The sequence below is a fragment of the Achromobacter sp. D10 genome, from assembly GCF_035282245.1.
Classification (GTDB): Bacteria; Pseudomonadota; Gammaproteobacteria; order Burkholderiales; family Burkholderiaceae_B; genus Achromobacter; species Achromobacter insolitus.
In genome coordinates this window covers 1-17,186 of the sequence record NZ_JAYJLE010000009.1, presented here as the reverse complement: position 1 = coordinate 17,186, position 17,186 = coordinate 1, and the positions used below count along the sequence as shown (strand labels likewise).

Below are 17,186 nucleotides of genomic sequence, written 5' to 3'. Positions count from 1 at the left end.
AAGGGGCGGCAAGTCCCGCCCCTAGCCTTCCACCGCCAATTCTTCCCAGCCCAGCTCGCGCGTGCGTTCCAGCGCCGCCGTGACCTGGGCCGCGGCCGAACGCACTGCTTCGACCAGATACTGCCCCGTCAACAGCCGCGCCGTCACGCCGGCCATGAACACGTCGCCCGTGCCATGCACCGAAGGCGGGATGGCGATCTCCGGGTGCGTCACGACCGTGGCCTCATCCCGCGTCACGACCGCCAATTGCAACGTGCCGGCTGCCGCGGCCATGGGCGCGGCGCTGGTCACCACGATCCAGTCCGGACCGCGCGCAATCAACTCGCGGGCGGCGGCCACCACTTCTTCGATCGACGACAAGGCTCTTCCTACCAGCAGTTCCAGTTCGAAGTGGTTCGGCGTCATGCCGTCGGCCAAAGGCACCAGCAGATCGCGGTACTGTTGGACCAACCCCTCGTTCACGTACAGGCCGTCGTTGCGGTCGCCCATGACGGGATCGATGTGCACTTTCAGGTCCGGGCGCGAGGCTCGCAGCGCCGGCAGCCAGCGGGCCAGCAGCCCGGCCTGCCCGGGCTGGCCCAGGTAACCGCAGACCACCGCGCGCGCCCTGCGGGTAACGCCACGCTCGTCCAGGCCTTGCAACAGCCCTTCGAACCAATCCAGCGGCACCGCGCCGCCGTGCAAGGTCGGATAGTGGGGCGTGTTGCTCAGGATGACCGTAGGCACCGCGATCGCGCGCAGGCCCGCTTTGCGGAAAACCGGCATGGCGGCGTTGTTGCCGACGCAGCCATACACAACCTGGGATTGGACGGAAACGATATCCATCTGCGCGGTAACGGCGGGGATTGCGCTCATGGGGCTTTGCTCCTGGAGGACCGCGGCTCGCGCCAGCCTACATGCGGGTGATGAAATAGATCTTCTTGACGAACTGGTCCACTTCCCAGCGTCCGGTATAGCCTTCGGGCATGACGAAGGCCTCGCCCACGGTCAGTTCGTGCACGGTGCCGTCCGGATCGACCAGGCGCGCCGAGCCCTCGACGATGTAGCCGAATTCGATATAGCCCGTGGTGTTGGACTGGAACACGCCAGCCGTGCTTTCCCACACGCCAGCCTCGGCCTTCCCGCCATTGCCTTCAAAGGCGGTCACGGTGCGGAACGCGGCATCGCCTGAAATCGGGCGGCGCGGCTTGCCGGGCACGGGATTCTTCATGGGACCGGCGTCGATGCGGACGAGCCGCGATTGATCATTCTTCATGGCAGTTCCTGTATGCGGATAGAGGGATGAGTCCGGCGTCGCGCTCAGTGCGCGGCCACCACCAGCACTTCGGCCATGGCCCGGCTGACGGTGCGCATGCGGTGCGGCAGTTCGGAATCGAAATAGACGGAATCCCCGGTTTCCAGGCGGAATTGACGTTCGCCCACCTGGACTTCGATGGCGCCTTTGAGCACCAACAGGAATTCCTCGCCGGGGTGCGGAAACACCGCGGTCGCGTCGGGAAAATCGCGAGGCGGATGCACCACAAAGGGCTCCATCGCCTTGACCTTGCGGCGCCCGGCCAGCGACTCGTAGTGATACTCGCTGCCCAGGCCCCGGCGTTGCAGCGCTTCGCGGTCCGCCACCCTGACCACGCTGACCACTTCTTCTTGCGCGGCGTCATCCGAGCCCACCAGTTCCGAGACCCCCAGGCCGTAGGCTTCCGCCAGCCGCAGCACGGTGGAAATGGAGGGTTCGCTCAAGCCCCGCTCCAGTTTGGAGAGGTAGCTTTTGGTCAGGCCCGTGCGCTGCGCCAGCTGTTCCAGGGACAAGGTTTGCTGGCGGCGCAAGGCGCGCAGGCGGTGCGGCAGGTCTATCATGGGCGGGGTTGCGATACGGTCGCGGAATACGACCGGTAAGCATGCCCTAATCCGGCTCCGCCGTCGAGCCGGCCCCGCGCCCTGCCTCCCTCAAGCCAGCACGTCGGGGTGCGCCCGCAGTGCGCGCCGCGCGTAATACGAAAAACCGACCTGCGAGCGCTTGGGCGTCAGGATCCAGTCATGCGCCTCGCGGCCCAGCGCCGGGGGGATGGGCTGGATCTTGCCGGCGGCCATGGCCAGCAATTGCATGCGCGCGGCCCGCTCGAACTGCAGGGCCAGCACGCAGGCCTCTTCCACCGACCCCGCCGCGATCAACATGCCGTGGTGCGACAGCAGGATGGCACGCTTGGAGCCCAACGCAGCGGAAATGATCTCGCCTTCCTCGTTGCCCACCGGCACGCCGGGCCAGTCCTTCAGGAAAGCCACATCGTCATACAGCGGGCAGTTGTCCATATGAGAGATTTCCAGCGGCACCTCCAGCATCGACAGCGACGCGGCGTGCAGCGGATGGGTATGGATGATGCAGTTCACGTCGGGACGCGCGCGATAGATCCACGAATGGAAGCGATTGGCCGGATTCGGCATGCCACCGCCTTCCTGCACGCGCAGGTCCTCGTCCACCAGCAACAGGTTGCTGGCCGTGATCTCGTCAAAGCCCAGTCCCAGGCGTTGCGTGAAGTAGCGGTCCGGTTCCGGCGCGCGGGCCGTGATCTGCCCGGCCAGCCCGGAATCATGCCCCCCGTCGAAGAGGATGCGGCAGGTCAGCGCCAGGCGTTCGCGCAAGCTCCATTCCGGCGTCTCGAATTGGCGCTGCATTTCGGCTTTCGCCCGCGCGATCAGTTCGTCCTTGCCCAGGTGCATCGTATCGGCCATTGTGGTCACTCCCAAGATTGTGTCTGTGTCATGCCGCTTCAATCAGCGGCGTAAAACCGGGCAAGGCGCGCATGCGCGCCAGCCAGGCGTTGATGTGGGCAAAGCCGGACAGGTCGTAGCCGCCCTCGGCCGCCATGCTCGTGTATGGATACAGCGCGATGTCGGCGATGGTTGGCGTGGTTCCCACCAGATAGCTGCGTCCAGCCAGATGCGCGTCCATCAGCGCCGCCGCCTTCATGCCGATCTCGCGCCACGCCCGCATGGCGGGATCGTCAACCTGCGCCGTGCGGCGCAAGTGGATCAGCAGCCGCGGCTGCGCGAAGGCGTGCATATGCTGGGTCTGCTCGAAGCTCAGCCAACTGCTGACCTGTGCCTGCTCCAGGCGGCCGGCGGGCAGCCAGGGCGTGCCCATTCCCAGATACCAGAGGATGGCTTGAGACTCGGCCAGCCACTGGCCCTCCGGCGTCAAGAGGGCAGGCACCTGCCGCCATGGATTGATGCGCGCAAACGCCTCGGTCTCCAGGTCACCCTGCACGATATCGAAAGTGCGCCGCGTCACGGCAAGGCCCATGTAACCGCAGGCCAGCCGGATCTTCCAGGCATTGCCCGAACGCAGCGTATCTGCCAGTTCCAGCGGCTTGCCCGCGAGAGGATGCGGTATCTGGTTCATCGTCAATCCATCTTGATGTTGGCGCGCTTCACAATCTCGGTCCACTTGGCTTTCTCGCCGGCGATGAAGCGCTGATACTCATCCGGCTTGCCCGTGTACAGCTGCGTCCCCTGGGATGCGAGCCGTTCCTTCAATTCCGGCGAGGCCAGAGTCTTCTGCAGCGCCGCATTCAGCTTTTCCAGCACTTCAGGCGGCGTGCCCGCAGGCGCGAAGAACGCGTTCCACGAACTGATCTGCAGCGCCGCATCGCCCACCTCGCTGCTGGCGGGGACGTCCGGCGCCGAAGGCAGGCGCTTGTCGGCAGCCACCGTCAGGGCACGCAGTTTGCCCGATGCCGCATGCGGCATGATCACGGGACTGGCATCCATCACCACGTCGACCTGCTCGCCGATGGCGGCGTTGACGGCCTCGCTGCCGCTCTTGAACGGCACGTGCACGATGTCCAACCCTGCCGTCAGCTTCAGCAACTCCAGACCCAGATGCGGCGAACTCGCGTTGCCCGCCGAACCGAAATTCAGCTTGGCCGGGTTGGCCTTGGCGTAAGCCACGAACTCCCCGAACGTCTTCGCCGGCACGCCCGCCCGAACCGCCAGCAGATACGGCGACCCCGACACCATGCCTACCGGCGCGAACTTGTCCGCGTCGTAGCTGAGCTTGCTGTAGATCAGCGGGTTGACCACTTGCGTGCCCACCGTGCCCATGAAGATCGTATAGCCGTCGGCCGGCGCGGTCGCCGCCACCTGCGCCGCAATCACGCCGCCCGCGCCCGGCCGGTTCTCGATCACGATACCCTGCCCCAGCACGTCGCCCATGCCCTTGCCCACCTGGCGCGCCACGATGTCCGTGATCCCGCCCGCGCCAAAAGGCACCACCAGCCGTATCGGCCGGTCCGGATACGCCGCCTGTGCGCCACTTCCCGCCATCGCGGCAACCAATGCCAGCGAGCCGGCAATTCCCGAAATCTTCATGTCATCCCCCTACGGGCGCCGCCGATCGGCACCATCATGACACGAAGTGTCCTATAGGATATTGATTTTCCGCAAGAGGAAATAGGTTGAGGGAAAACCCTTAGTACGAGGAATAAAGCTCGCCTCTGTCGTCTGCCAGCTGCTCGATCGCCTTGGAGTAAGGAACCCTCTTGCGATTCGACACCATCACGAGAATGCGCAGGTGATATCGTGTTTGACGCGATCGTTGCAGACTCTGCATTCCGCAAGAGTCCACCTTGCCCGGTTGCCCAGCCAAGAAAGGAAACGACACCATGGCATACGTAACTACGAAGGATGGAACCGAGATCTTTTACAAGGATTGGGGCCCCAAAGACGCGCAGCCTATTCATTTTCATCATGGCTGGCCGCTCAGCGCCGATGACTGGGACAACCAGATGCTGTTCTTCCTCAAGGAAGGCTTCCGCGTCGTCGCCCACGATCGACGCGGGCATGGCCGCTCATCGCAGGTCAGCGAAGGCCACGACATGGACCACTATGCCGCCGATGCCTCGGCGGTCGCCGAACATCTCGACCTCCGCAATGCTATCCATATCGGTCACTCGACCGGTGGCGGCCAAGTCGCCCGCTACGTCGCGCAGCACGGCCAGCCGCAAGGGCGTGTCGCCAAGGCCGTTCTCGTCAGCGCCGTGCCGCCTCTGATGGTCAAGACCGACGCCAACCCGAACGGCACGCCGCTTGAGGTGTTCGACGGATTTCGCGCCGCGCTCGCGGCGAACCGGGCACAGTTCTTCCGCGATGTACCGGCAGGCCCTTTCTACGGGTACAACCGTTCCGGCGCCCAGCCATCGCAAGGCGTGATCGAGAATTGGTGGCGTCAAGGCATGATGGGCAGCGCCAAGGCGCATTACGAAGGCATCAAAGCCTTCTCCGAAACCGACCAGACCGAGGATTTGAAGGCGATCACCGTCCCGACCCTGGTGATGCAGGGCGATGACGATCAGATCGTTCCCTATCAATGCGCGGCCATCATGCAAGACAAGCTTCTGCGAAACAGCACATTGATTATCTATCCTGGCTTCTCGCACGGAATGCTCACCGTGAACGCTGATGTCGTGAACGCAGACCTTCTGAAGTTCATCCGCGGATGAACTCGGCGCGCCGGGCTCTCCGCCCGGCGCATCCCGCCGGCGGCGCCTGTACCTCTACATCACGCGCACGCCCAAAACTCGATCGGTCGCCCGGCCTGCTCCGTGGAGATCACCTAACCTTTCAGCGCGCTGGTAAGGTCGTATACCGTGACGCTGCCCAGGTCGGCCAGGCACGGATCCGTGCCCTGGAAATGGGCCGCTTTCAAGCCGCAGCCCCACCGGACAATTGTTGTTACACAATCCTTGTGCAAATATTGCACCTTGGTGATGTAGTGACACAATTCGCAGGGCTTGCAAACCCGTGGGCGGCAGCGGGCAACAGGCCGGCTCCCTTTCGGAGAACCCGAAGTCCATGTCGACCTATATGGAAGCGTTCCTGAGCGGCATCGCCCTCTTGCTTTTCGCCGCCATACTGGTCTTGCTGCATTCCGCGCGGGGGGTGCGGGCCGAAGCGCGGCGCCTGCGCGCCGATATCCAGGAGGCCCGGGCATCCCACAAGATGCAGGCGCGTCTGTTGGACGCCACCCCCACGCTGATCGCCGCCTTGGATGGAATGAACCGCTATCTGAGTGTGAACCAGGCTTTCGAGGAAATGGTGGGGCTGGACCGCAGCCGGCTGATTGGAGCAAAGGCTGGATCCCTGCAAGGCGTCGCCGGGTCGCTGGGTGCCCAATTAGAAGCGTTCGCTCCCCAATGTGTCGTGGCGGACCAGGCAATCACCGAGGTCATCGAGGTGCGCGCCGCCAACGGGCGGGCCATTGAGGGCATGTTGATCGTACAGCCCTTTCACGGCGATGACGGCACTCCTCGCGGGGCCCTGGTCGCCCTGGTCGATGTCAGCGCGCGCCTTGCAGCAGAACGCGAAGCCCGCGAAATCAAAGACACCGTGGAAGACTTGACGCAAACCCTGCCCATGGCGTTTTTTCGGATCCGGGAGGAGCCCAGAGGCCATCGCTGGGTCCCGTATCTGGTGGGGCAAACAGAGAAGTTCCTGCGCCAGTCGTCTCGCGAAATCCTCGAACGGTCCAGCGGGGGAAACCTGCCCAGCGTTCTGGAAGCCTACTGGCCGGCAGCCCGCGCAGCGGCGGACGCATCCCGCGATAGCGGTGGACCGATACAGATCGACCTGGAAACGCACCGCGCGAACGACGACGGATGGGTAAGGATCGGCACCGCCCTGCCCCGGCGCCTGCCGGACGGTTCGGTCCTCTGGAATGGGTATCTGATGGACGTCACGCAAGAGCATCGTGATGCGGAAGCGCTCAGTCGCGCCAAGGCCGAAGCCGATGCAAACGCCCAGGCCAAGTCCCGCTTTCTTGCCGCGATGAGCCACGAAATCCGCACGCCATTGGCAACGACGCTGGGCGCGCTGGAGCTGTTGCGCGACACCCCCATGGACGACTACCAGCGCCAACAGGTCGATCTGGCGGACAGTGCTTCCCGGCTCCTGATCGAAATTCTCGGCGATATCCTCGACTTCTCGCGCCTGGAGGACGGGCCCGTGCCGGTGGAATCGATACCGTACAGCGTGCGGGACGTCCTGGACCAGGTGACCCACATCTTCTCGGCCAAGGCGCGGGAGAAGGGTTTGACGCTGGACGTGTGTGTCGCGCCCGAGGTGGCCGCGCAGTACCAGGGCGACCCCGTACGCGTGAAGCAGATCCTCTTGAACCTGATCGGCAATGCGATCAAGTTCACCGTAAGCGGCGGGATCAATGTCACCGTGAAGGCGGCACCCAACGCCCCTGCGGCCGGCGCGTCCGTCCAGACTATCCTCGTTTCGGTGTCCGATACCGGCATCGGGATTTCAGCCGAAGCGCAGAGCCGCCTGTTCCGCCCCTTTTCGCAGGCGGATGCATCGACAGTGCGCCAATATGGAGGCAGCGGGCTGGGGCTGGCCATCTGTTCGCGCCTGAGCCGGCTGATGGGTGGGAGCATCCAGGTGCAAAGCACTGAAGGCGTCGGCAGCCGCTTCGACGTCACCTTGCCCCTGCATGTACTGCGGCTCACCCCGCCAGATTCCATATTGACGGGCAAGCGCATCCGCATAGACGTGCACCGCGCGGCGGACGACGCGGCCCTCCAGGCATATGCCCAAGCGCTGGGCATGCGGCCGGTCGAGCCTCCCAGTCCGTCCGATCTCCACATCGTCGAATTGCCGCAGCCGGGGCCGGCTCCGCTGCCCGCCACCCTGTATTTCGCCCCCGACGGATATTCGCCCGAAAACCTGCCGCCAGGAACGCCGCCGGCGCTCGTCGTCGCAGGCGGGCCCGTGCGATTTGGCGAACTATTGCAGGCCTGTCTTGGCGCGTTGCAGACGGAGCATCCTGTTACCAAACCCTCTGTCACGCTACGGGAAAATGCCGCCGATCCAGAAACGAGGCGGATACTGATCGTAGAAGATCATTTGCCTTATCAGATAGTGATTCGAAACATGGTGGACAAGCTAGGTTGGCCTACGGATGTGGTCGCAGACGGCAGGCAGGCGTTGAATCAGCTGGAACGTGTGCAATATGCGTTGATGCTGACGGATTGCCATATGCCCGACATGGACGGCTTTGAACTGACCCGTCGCGTTCGCGACCACGAAGATGCCCGCATCCGCGCCCTGCCCGTTGTCGGCTTGAGCGCCGACGTCCAGAGCGAATACGTGGAGCGCCTGCGGCAAGCTGGGCTCAATGACTTCCTGGTCAAGCCCGTCAACCTTTCCACGCTGCGCGAGTGCATAGGGAGGTGGACCAATGAATCCCGCTGACCCGGGCCGGACGATCCGGCCTTTTCGACACCAGCCCCTTACCGAACGGAGTCGCACTTGACCACTGTACTCGTCGTAGACGACCACCCTTCTTTGCGCCTCGTCTTGAAGACGCACCTGACGCAGGTGCTGGGCGTGACAGGCATACTGGAAGCCGACAATGGCCAGTCCACGATACAGACCGTCAAGGACAGCCACCCCGGCCTGGTCATCCTGGACATAGACATCCCGAAGATCAATGGACTGGACGTGATTCCGCGCATCAAATCGATCCAGCCGGACATCCGCATCCTGGTGGTGTCGGGACAGGACCAGTCCGTTTTTGCGCCTCGCGTGAAGCTTGCCGGCGCCAACGGCTATGTCAGCAAATCGCAAGAGATATCCGAGATTCTTCGCTGCGTCGAAGCCGTCCTGGCAGGCTACACCGTGTTTCCGAACACCGAGGTGCAACACACTTCACGCCAGCCTGGCGCAACGGATAACGTGGACCGCCTGAGCCGCCTGTCGGACAAGGAGATCGTCATCATGCAAATGCTGGCGCGCGGTATGTCCAACAAGGAAATCGGCGAAGCGCTTTTCATCAGCAACAAAACCGTCAGCACGCACAAGACGCGCATCATGGAAAAACTGAAGGTACAAACACTGCTTGAATTGATCGACTTCGCCCGCCAGTGCGGAATTTCCCACTGAATACCGTGGTTGTCTCAGGAAGTATGGGATGAATCTCGCCCTCGTTCTCGGACCTGATCCAGCAAGGTTGCACGAATTGAGTACCCGCCTGGAAGGACTGGGCTTAGTGGTCGATACTTGCTCGGACTCGACGGAGTTGTCCGGCTACCCTGCCTCGCCCCGCGTGGTCGTATGGGACCTGGGCTTGCCTCGGGCGTCAGCGGCTAGGGTGCCCGCAGCGGTCAGGGCCGCGCCAATACACCTTCGCATTTCGCCCCGGGGCAACGCCATCCCCGACATCGAATCGCACCCCGCAAGCTCCACCACCGAGTCCGACCTCCTGCAAGCCCTACTGAACGCCGGCTATTGCTTGCCGGAGGATTCCGAATGCGCGGCCATTCCCAGTGTGCTCCACGGTCTGGTTGACGGTGACTCCGCCGTGGTGGCCGAGCTGATCGACAGCCTGACCGACACCGGGCTCGCCGACCTGGCTGCCTATCGCGTGCGCTGCGCGGACCAGGACTGGACTGGCGCCGGCACGCTGGCGCACCGCATCAAGGGCACGGCGCGGCTGGCCGGTTGCGCGTCGCTGACCCAGCTCTGTGAACATGTCGAGGCCGTCACCCGGAATGGCGACGGCGCACAGGTAGAGCGGCTTAACACCCTGTTTGAACCTTCGCTGCAACGGCTCTGCGACCAGCTGCATCGCCTGCAGCAGGCGCGCTGATCTCCAGCTTGCCGCTCTGCCGCGCTTGGCTGGCAATCTCAAACCTCGGCGCTGACGCCTGCTCCCGGGCCGTCGTCCCGGCTATTCGGAGTCAGGCGCACAACCTCATCGATCGCGCGCCCCAACGAGCCCAAGCTCACTGGCTTGATCAGAATCTGGTCCATGCCCGCCGCCTTGGCCCGCTCGATCTCCGCCTCGTGGGCGCCTGCGGTGTAACCCAGGATCGGCAATGTAGCGCTCGCATCGCCACGTTGCCGCAGCGTGCGAGCAAAGGCATAGCCGTCCATCACGGGCATGGCGCAGTCGCAAACCACAACGTCGAAACGCTGCTCCTCCACCAGCTTGAGCGCCTCGGCACCGTTGCAGGCGCAGGCAACCCGATGCCCCAGTTTCTGCAACTGACGCTGCAACAGCAGCACATTGGAAGGCTGATCATCCACCACCAGCACATTCAGCGCCACGCCCGCGGGTGCCGTCAGTTCGAACACTTCAGGGCGCGCAGGCTGCTCCGCAAGTGGTGGAGCGATACGCAGCGGCACGCGTGCGGTGATGCTCGTGCCCATGCCAAGTTCGCTTTCTATGACAATCTGGCCGCCCATCTTCCGGACCAGCCTGTCGCATATGGAAAGTCCAAGTCCCGTCCCACGGTCCAACCTCGGCAGGGTTTCGGCGACCTGGACGAAAGGTTGCAGCAACGTGCCCAGCGCCTGGGCAGGAATGCCCACGCCGGTGTCGACGACCTTCAACGAAACCCACTGGAGGTCTTCTTCCCGCGCATCGGCCTGCACGTGCACCCGGACCACGCCATGGCTCGTGAACCGGATCGCATTCGACACGAAGTTATTCATGACCTGCTTGAGCCGCAAGGGGTCCACATAGTAGGCGCCTGTGCTGCCCTCTGGCATATCGACGGTCAGGACAAGGTCCAGGCCCTTACCTTCCGCGATGGGTCGGAATACGTTCACTACCTCTTCAACCAGCTCGACAAGCTCGGTGGGTCTGGGAGACAACTGGAACTTGCCAGCCTCCATCTTGGACAGGTCGAGCAGGTCGTCTATCAGGGTAAGCAGAGATTTGGATGCGTTGTAGGCCGTGCCCAACTGCGTCCGGTCCTGGCTCGGCAAGTCCGGGTGAGACAGCGTCAGTTCCAGCACTCCCATGATCGCATTCATGGGCGTGCGAATCTCATGGCTGACGGAAGCGAGAAAAGTGGTCTTGGCCCTGTCGGCTCCCTCCGCCCGGTCTTTGGCGATTGCCAATTCCTTCAGGACTCGCTGGCGGTGGGTAATGTCCATCCACCCAGCCACCACGCCAGTCACCGCGCCGCGAGCATTGCGCAGGGGCTCCATCCAGTGCTGCACCGTCATTTCCCGGCCGTGCACGTGGAACTCGCGGTCCGTGCTCAATGCGATGCCCGTCGCCATGACTTCGCGGTAATCCTTTTCTATCTGAGCCAATTCCAGATCGCAGACCAACATCTGCGCAGCCCGACTGACCGAGGTATTTCTCAGCGATGCCCGCGACCGCTTCAGGAGCTTCTCATATGCGCTATTGCACGCAAGCAGGTTAAGGTCCTTGTCCCGCAGCACGATAGGCTGCGGAATGGCATCGAGCACCCCCGTCTGAAACGCCAGCAAGTCCTTCAAGCGCTCTTCGGAGCGCAGATGCTGCCGGCTCTTGCGGGCTAGCAGGATCAATGCCAGCAACGCCGCGACAACCCCCATGACACAGGCCAGGGATGCGAGCTTCGCCCACAGGTCGGCAATGGGCTCGGAGAAACCGGGAAACCCAGCCACTGCGACGCCGAATGCGGCTGTGGCGCACGACGTCGTGTTGCGGCCCAATCGCAACCGTATGCTGGAAGTAGGACGACAGGAACGAACAAGTGAGGCCGGATCCATGACGGGGCACCAGAGAATGGCTTGCGCACGGACGCAATCTAAGGGTTCTTCAGCACCCCGGACTGTCGAAAATTCGGAACCTTCCGCGGAAATTTCCTACGGTCGAGGCAACTTCCAAATGTGAAATTTCCTACGCTTCGCGCGTACCGGAGTTGCTAGCCTTGCAAGCATGTTGTCTGGACCATAACCAGGAAGCTCGCGCCATGAGGTGCCAGGAAAATTCGGCTCAGCTCATTCAGTTCCATGAGCACGAAGTCGTTGAAATGCTGCGGGATCCTTCGCAGCTCCAGCTCGTGTTCCAGCCGCAAGTGAATCTGAAGACAGGCCGTATCGAGTCCGCGGAAGCGCTTGCTCGCTGGAATCATCCCGTCTGGGGCGTACTGCCCGCGGGCCGCTTCATTGGCGGGATTCTGGGCCTGGGCCTGCAAGGCCCCCTGTTCAGGCGCGTGGCGGAACTTGCGCTGGCGGCCAGCGCCGCGCTGACTCTCGCGGGCAAACCATTGCCGCTGGCCATCAATGCCTGCGCCGCGACCCTGTCGACGCAGGAAAACATCGAATTCCTGAGATCAACGGCATTGCGCAGACGCGTCGCCCCGGCGCTGGTCAAGGTCGAACTGACCGAAGATGCGCCCGTCACGGACATCAAGGCACTCAAGGCCGCAGTGAGCCGCTTGAGGCAATGCGGCTTCAAAGTCAGCATTGACGATTTCGGGGTGGGTTATGCCAATCTGGACCTGCTTCTCGATCTGGACATAGACGAGCTGAAGCTGGATCGCGTATTCGCCGCTCAAATCGGGGACAACCCCATTGCCCGCCAGTCGGTACGCTTCGCGTTGTGCCTGGCCAAGGAAATGGGTTGGCGCGTCGTGGCGGAAGGCATTTCCACGGAAACCGAACTGCGCGCGCTATACCAGCTAGGCTGCCGCCACGGGCAGGGCTACTACCTCGGCCGCCCCATGTCCCTGGAAGCGCTCCTGACGCTTCCGCGGGCTCGGCGCGGCCAACGCAGCCACCTTCCTGGCGAAAGCAACGGATTGGACGCCGCGGCAAGTTCAGTCTGAACCGCGGGCTCGGTAGATGATGTTCCCCGCCATCATCGAATCTATCAACATCGACATCGCATGCCTGCTGTGATAGGTGTATCCATCGATAATGCCATGGGCGCCCGCCTGCAGAATCAGCGGCAGGAATCGCTCCCATAAGGCAAGCGCCCTGACCGCGATTTTTGCCCCGGGAAACAAGGCCCGCACTCTCGCCGTCGCGGCCAGGCATTTGGTTGGACTGGCCAACACGTCCAGGATGACAAGCTCTGGCGCGTCAGCATGCTTTTCCAGCTCAAAAAAGCGCAGGTCGGACGCATCCAGTACCCATATCGATAGCTCCGGATACTGGTTCAGCGTCCGCCGAAAGGAGTCGTAGGTGGACAGCCTGTCCGAGATTATCAATGCGCGCGCCATCATCTGATCAGCTCCTTCCATCGCCGCCTTGGCAGGCTGCCAGACACCGCATCCGGCCTCGTTGAAGTCTGCAACAACTCGCGTCGCATCCTGCTGTGGAAATTTCCTCATGTTTTGTGGAAAGTTCTTAGTCGCCCGAGGCTTTCCCTCGCGCGTCGACACTCACGTTCGGAAATTTCCTGGGCGACTTGCGGAATTTTCCCGTTTTCGGATTGATGCAACCCATGCATTCTTTTACGCACATGGAGACACACCGACGATGACCGGCGGCGGCTCCCCCTGCCTGCAAATCCTCGTGGCCGTGCCCGATGGATGCCTCTTCCGAGACCATGATGCTATTCACGCCTGCCCGGCCGATCAGACGCGCCCAAAGTACTTACATCCCGCCGCAGCCCACACGTCGACTCAATGTGCTGACGTCGGAGTCGCCTCACCCCTTACCCAGGCACGAGATATACCTTCCGGAGCCGGTGCAGGCCTTGATAGACACGCACCGCGTCAGCGCGATGCGCGCCTGGCGTACCCATCGCGGGCTATCCATGGCATCGACACAGGCGCGCACCAATCTGCGCCTTCCCACCTTGCTGGCATTGGACAGTGGAGAGGTGGCCTTGTGCGAATGGACCGTCGGCCCTTTGGCAAAAGCGCTACGCGTGGGGCCGGACCTGCTGCTGAAGGCGGAAATGCTTGCGGCCGCCTATCGCCGTGAAGACGAATAGCCACGCCGTCTTGGAAAGCTCAGCCGCCGCCCCAAACGCCGCCCCCGCACGCGGGGCTGACGCGCCGGCGAACCTGGGCGCACAGGTACCACCGTCATAGTGTCACTGGGCACGTTCGGAATTTTCCGTATCCGCATTCGCCCATTTCCCAACCTCAGGATTCCTGGACCGCTTCATCCTTGTATCAAGGCGCGAAAGACCGTGCATTAGCGCCCGATGCAAAGACGAGAGCACGCATTTTTATTTTGCTTGTCCACTGTACTGAGAGTTGATCATGAACAAGGTCTATAAGTGCATATTTAACGAGGCCACCGGAAAATGGGTCGTGGCGTCCGAACTGGCGAAGGGCAAGAAGAAGCGCTCGTCACGTGCACTCATCGCCATCGCGGGCGCGCTCGTCGCATCGGCAGCGTCCGCCCAAACACATTACTACGGCGTCAATGACGGCGGCACGCCGGCGGCGAACTACGCGAACGACGGCGCCACTGGCACCAACGCGTTGGCCGCAGGCATCGCCGCCACCGCATCTGGCGATGAAGACGTCGCGGTCGGCCACGGCGCCACTGCTTCCGGTGGAAGCAGCATTGCGATTGGATCTCTGTCGTTCTCGAATAGCGGTGACCCTACCGCGTCTCCCATGGCATCTGGAGAGTTCAGCATCGCCATCGGCACGCAGGCCCGGTCATCCGGCTATGGCAGCACCGCGTTGGGATTCCAAAGCGTTGCCGAGCTCGCCTATGACGTGGCCGTAGGAACGGGAGCGCGGGCCGTCGGTGGCCAATCTTCCGCATTTGGCGAAAGCGCGTATGCGTCCGGCATCAATTCAATTGCCTTGGGATCGGCGGCGCAAGCCACCAATGTATCCGCCGTCGCCATAGGCGACGGCTCTTTAGGATCCGGCTTCTGGAGCACCGCCGTCGGACGGGGCACCAACGCCAATGGAGAAGGATCGACCGCCATCGGACTTGGTGCGCGTGCCGCCTACTATGGCACAGCCTTAGGTGCGGTAGCCGTGGCGGACAGTAACGCCACGGCCGTAGGCGAAGGCGCCCAGGCGACCGGCACTTCCTCTTCCGCAGTGGGCTACTTTTCCTCGGCGGGAGCTTACTCTGCCACCGCCGTCGGTCCCCACGCCAATGCAAGCGCCGAAGGTTCGGTGGCCATGGGCAAGGACGCCAGCGCCACCGACACATACGCCATCGCCATTGGCACCAGCGCTTCTGCCTCAGGCTACAAGTCCCTGGCGGCCGGTCCTGGAGCAAGCGTTACAGTGCCCGGCGGCGTCGCCCTGGGTAACGATTCGGTGTCGAGTACGGCCGCCGCTGCCGCGCCGTTTGTTCCGCCCAGTGCATCTGCGACTCAAGCCAGTTCCATCACTGCGACGACGAGCACAAGCGGCGCTGTTTCGGTAGGAGACTCCACGAACGGCCTGTATCGCCAGATCACCGGCGTGGCCGGGGGCACGGCCGACAGCGATGCGGTAAACGTCGCCCAGTTGAAGGGCGCTGTCTCCAACTCTCAAACGCACTACTACAGTGTGAACGATGCGGGCGTTGCCGGCGGAAACTACAACAACGATGGAGCAACCGGCATCAACGCGCTGGCCGGCGGAGTCGGCGCAACCGCGAGCGGACGGAGCGCCCTTGCAATGGGTGAGTTGTCGAAGGCCTCGAACAATGACGCAGTAGCCATCGGTCATAACGCGACTGCGGCGAGCGCCAATGTCGCCCATACCGACATGATCGCCATCGGATTGAATGCCAACGCCTCCAACGACCATGCTGTCGCCATCGGCTTTTCTTCCGTAGCGAAGAACGCGAACTCCACGGCGGTAGGCGCTAATGCCACGGCAAGCGGCGACGCAGCTTCTGCGTTCGGCCACAAGGCGACGGCAAGCGGACCCTCGAGCACGGCTTTGGGTTTGAATGCCAACGCGTCCAAGGGCAGCGCGGTAGCCTTGGGCAACGCCGCCAATGCTGCTGGCGACAATTCCACAGCGATCGGCTATCAGGCCGTGACTTCGGCGACCGGCTCGACGGCGATAGGTCAAGGGGCAAAAGCCCAGACCGGCGCATTCAACGCCATTGCCATCGGCACCGGAGCGACGACTTCCGCAGCCAACTCCCTTGCGCTGGGTAATGGCGCGGTGGCCTCGGTCAGCGACGGCATCGCGCTGGGCTCGGGCTCGCAGGCAACGACCGGCGCTTCCGTCTCGGGCTACGATCCTCGCACGGGCATAGCTTCCACCAACGCCAGCGCCGCCTGGAAGAGCACGCTGGGCGCCTTGAGCCTGGGCAACGCCGCCAGCGGCAAGACCCGGCAGATCAATGGCCTGGCCGCCGGCACGGAAGACACGGATGCCGTCAACGTCGCGCAACTGAAGGCGTCGACCGCCGACGCCGTCAAGTACGACAACAGCACGCACAACTCCGTGACGATGACGGGCGACACCTACAACTCGGTCACCAAGACTGGTGGAACCAAGATCACCAACGTCGCTCGCGGCGTGGGCGACAGCGATGCCGTCAACATGTCGCAGCTGAACGAGACCAACACCCAGGTCTCCAATGTCGACAACCGCGTCACCAACGTGGACAACCGCGTGACCGGCCTGGAGAACGACGCCCTGTTGTGGGACCCGACCGCCAACGGCGGCACGGGTGCCTATAGTGCCAATCACGGCGGCACCGGTCCCAACAAGATCACCAACGTCGCCGCAGCGGACCTCAGCGACACCAGCACCGACGCCGTCAATGGCAGCCAGCTCAAGGCTACCAACGACAACGTCGCCTCCATCGACAACCGCGTCACCACCGTGGAAGGCGATGTGACGACCATCGGCAACCGCGTCGAGAACATCTACAACAAAGGCACCAAGTACTTCCACGCCAACTCCACCGGCGCCGACTCCCAGGCCATCGGCCAGGACTCGGTCGCCATCGGCATGGGCGCGGTCGCCACCCATGACGGCAGCGTCGCGCTGGGCGCAGGCTCCAGCGCCTCCGGCGCCACGCTGGGCAACCAGGCCTACCTGGTGGGCGGCACCGCCACCGGTGAAGTCAACGTGGGCAACCGTCGCATCACCGGCCTGTCGGCCGGCGCCGAGGACACCGACGCCGTCAACGTCGCGCAGTTGAAGCAGGCTGCCACCGACGCGACCGCCGACGCCGTCAAGTACGACAACAGCACGCACAACTCCGTGACGATGACGGGTGACACCTACAACTCGGTCACCAAGACCGGCGGCACCAAGATCACCAACGTCGCTCGCGGCGTGGGCGACAGCGATGCCGTCAACATGTCGCAGCTGAACGAGACCAACACCCAGGTCTCCAATGTCGACAACCGCGTCACCAACGTGGACAACCGCGTGACCGGCCTGGAGAACGACGCCCTGTTGTGGGACCCGACCGCCAACGGCGGCACGGGCGCCTATAGCGCCAAGCACGGCGGCACCGGTCCC

General features: G+C 63.3%; 15 protein-coding genes. 7 read left to right on the top strand and 8 right to left on the bottom strand.

The window, feature by feature from the left end:
- Positions 1–21: 21 nt before the first annotated feature.
- From pdxK to VCS63_RS20925, 6 genes are all read right to left on the bottom strand, one after another.
- Positions 22–855, bottom strand: coding sequence for a pyridoxine/pyridoxal/pyridoxamine kinase (pdxK, locus tag VCS63_RS20950; protein WP_323880941.1), 834 nt, complete (start codon positions 853–855; stop codon positions 22–24).
- Positions 856–892: 37 nt separating this feature from the next.
- The gene (locus VCS63_RS20945) at positions 893–1,255 is read right to left on the bottom strand and encodes a cupin domain-containing protein (protein ID WP_042794593.1); all 363 of its coding nucleotides are present in this window, start codon (positions 1,253–1,255) and stop codon (positions 893–895) included.
- A 44-nt stretch (positions 1,256–1,299) separates the two neighbouring features.
- Entirely contained in the window at positions 1,300–1,854 is a 555-nt protein-coding gene (locus VCS63_RS20940; protein ID WP_042794594.1) for a helix-turn-helix domain-containing protein, read from the bottom strand.
- Positions 1,855–1,944: 90 nt separating this feature from the next.
- A complete protein-coding gene (locus VCS63_RS20935) occupies positions 1,945–2,727 on the bottom strand; it encodes an aldolase (protein WP_042794595.1) in 783 nt (260 codons plus the stop codon).
- Positions 2,728–2,755: 28 nt separating this feature from the next.
- Complete coding sequence (locus tag VCS63_RS20930; RefSeq protein ID WP_063640956.1) at positions 2,756–3,397, bottom strand: glutathione S-transferase family protein; 642 nt, start codon at positions 3,395–3,397, stop codon at positions 2,756–2,758.
- Positions 3,398–3,399: 2 nt separating this feature from the next.
- Positions 3,400–4,365, bottom strand: a complete 966-nt coding sequence (locus tag VCS63_RS20925; RefSeq protein ID WP_063640955.1) for a Bug family tripartite tricarboxylate transporter substrate binding protein — start codon at positions 4,363–4,365, stop codon at positions 3,400–3,402.
- A 293-nt stretch (positions 4,366–4,658) separates the two neighbouring features.
- On the opposite strand from VCS63_RS20925, the gene VCS63_RS20920 reads away from it, so the two are divergent.
- The 4 genes from VCS63_RS20920 (at position 4,659) to VCS63_RS20905 (ending at position 9,646) form a co-directional block, all read left to right on the top strand.
- Positions 4,659–5,495: an alpha/beta fold hydrolase gene (locus tag VCS63_RS20920; protein WP_042794597.1), complete on the top strand. Its 837-nt coding sequence runs from the start codon at positions 4,659–4,661 to the stop codon at positions 5,493–5,495.
- A gap of 301 nt (positions 5,496–5,796) precedes the next feature.
- Positions 5,797–8,250 carry a PAS domain-containing sensor histidine kinase gene (locus VCS63_RS20915; RefSeq protein WP_323880939.1) on the top strand — a complete coding sequence of 818 codons (2,454 nt, stop codon included), beginning with the start codon at positions 5,797–5,799 and terminating at the stop codon, positions 8,248–8,250.
- A 57-nt stretch (positions 8,251–8,307) separates the two neighbouring features.
- Entirely contained in the window at positions 8,308–8,940 is a 633-nt protein-coding gene (locus VCS63_RS20910; protein WP_112966030.1) for a response regulator transcription factor, read from the top strand.
- A gap of 76 nt (positions 8,941–9,016) precedes the next feature.
- Positions 9,017–9,646, top strand: a complete 630-nt coding sequence (locus VCS63_RS20905) for an Hpt domain-containing protein (RefSeq protein WP_323880937.1) — start codon at positions 9,017–9,019, stop codon at positions 9,644–9,646.
- Positions 9,647–9,684: 38 nt separating this feature from the next.
- Here VCS63_RS20905 and VCS63_RS20900 read toward each other — a convergent pair whose 3' ends face one another.
- Positions 9,685–11,490 (bottom strand): ATP-binding protein, encoded by a 1,806-nt coding sequence (locus VCS63_RS20900; RefSeq protein ID WP_323880935.1) that lies wholly within the window; start codon positions 11,488–11,490, stop codon positions 9,685–9,687.
- 260 nt (positions 11,491–11,750) lie between these two features.
- Here VCS63_RS20900 and VCS63_RS20895 point away from each other — a divergent pair, with 260 nt between their 5' ends.
- Positions 11,751–12,608 (top strand): EAL domain-containing protein, encoded by an 858-nt coding sequence (locus tag VCS63_RS20895; protein ID WP_323880934.1) that lies wholly within the window; start codon positions 11,751–11,753, stop codon positions 12,606–12,608.
- Here the strand turns inward: VCS63_RS20895 and VCS63_RS20890 are convergent.
- Complete coding sequence (locus VCS63_RS20890) at positions 12,600–13,166, bottom strand: hypothetical protein (protein ID WP_323880933.1); 567 nt, start codon at positions 13,164–13,166, stop codon at positions 12,600–12,602. The genes VCS63_RS20895 and VCS63_RS20890 overlap by 9 nt on opposite strands.
- Positions 13,167–13,483: 317 nt before the next feature.
- Between VCS63_RS20890 and VCS63_RS20885 the strand changes: the two genes are divergently transcribed.
- Entirely contained in the window at positions 13,484–13,723 is a 240-nt protein-coding gene (locus VCS63_RS20885; protein WP_323880931.1) for a hypothetical protein, read from the top strand.
- A 274-nt stretch (positions 13,724–13,997) separates the two neighbouring features.
- Positions 13,998–17,186: ESPR-type extended signal peptide-containing protein (locus VCS63_RS20880; protein ID WP_323880930.1), on the top strand; the 3,189-nt coding region annotated here is incomplete at its 3' end.

Bases quoted from the DNA above. Each gene is read 5' to 3' on its own strand.
- VCS63_RS20945 (WP_042794593.1), bottom strand. From the start codon at position 1,255: ATGAAGAATGATCAATCGCGGCTCGTCCGCATCGACGCCGGTCCCATG.
- VCS63_RS20935 (WP_042794595.1), bottom strand. From the start codon at position 2,727: ATGGCCGATACGATGCACCTGGGCAAGGACGAACTGATCGCGCGGGCG.
- VCS63_RS20925 (WP_063640955.1), bottom strand. From the start codon at position 4,365: ATGAAGATTTCGGGAATTGCCGGCTCGCTGGCATTGGTTGCCGCGATG.
- VCS63_RS20940 (WP_042794594.1), bottom strand. From the start codon at position 1,854: ATGATAGACCTGCCGCACCGCCTGCGCGCCTTGCGCCGCCAGCAAACC.
- pdxK (WP_323880941.1), bottom strand. From the start codon at position 855: ATGAGCGCAATCCCCGCCGTTACCGCGCAGATGGATATCGTTTCCGTC.
- VCS63_RS20895 (WP_323880934.1), top strand. From the start codon at position 11,751: ATGAGGTGCCAGGAAAATTCGGCTCAGCTCATTCAGTTCCATGAGCAC.
- VCS63_RS20920 (WP_042794597.1), top strand. From the start codon at position 4,659: ATGGCATACGTAACTACGAAGGATGGAACCGAGATCTTTTACAAGGAT.
- VCS63_RS20930 (WP_063640956.1), bottom strand. From the start codon at position 3,397: ATGAACCAGATACCGCATCCTCTCGCGGGCAAGCCGCTGGAACTGGCA.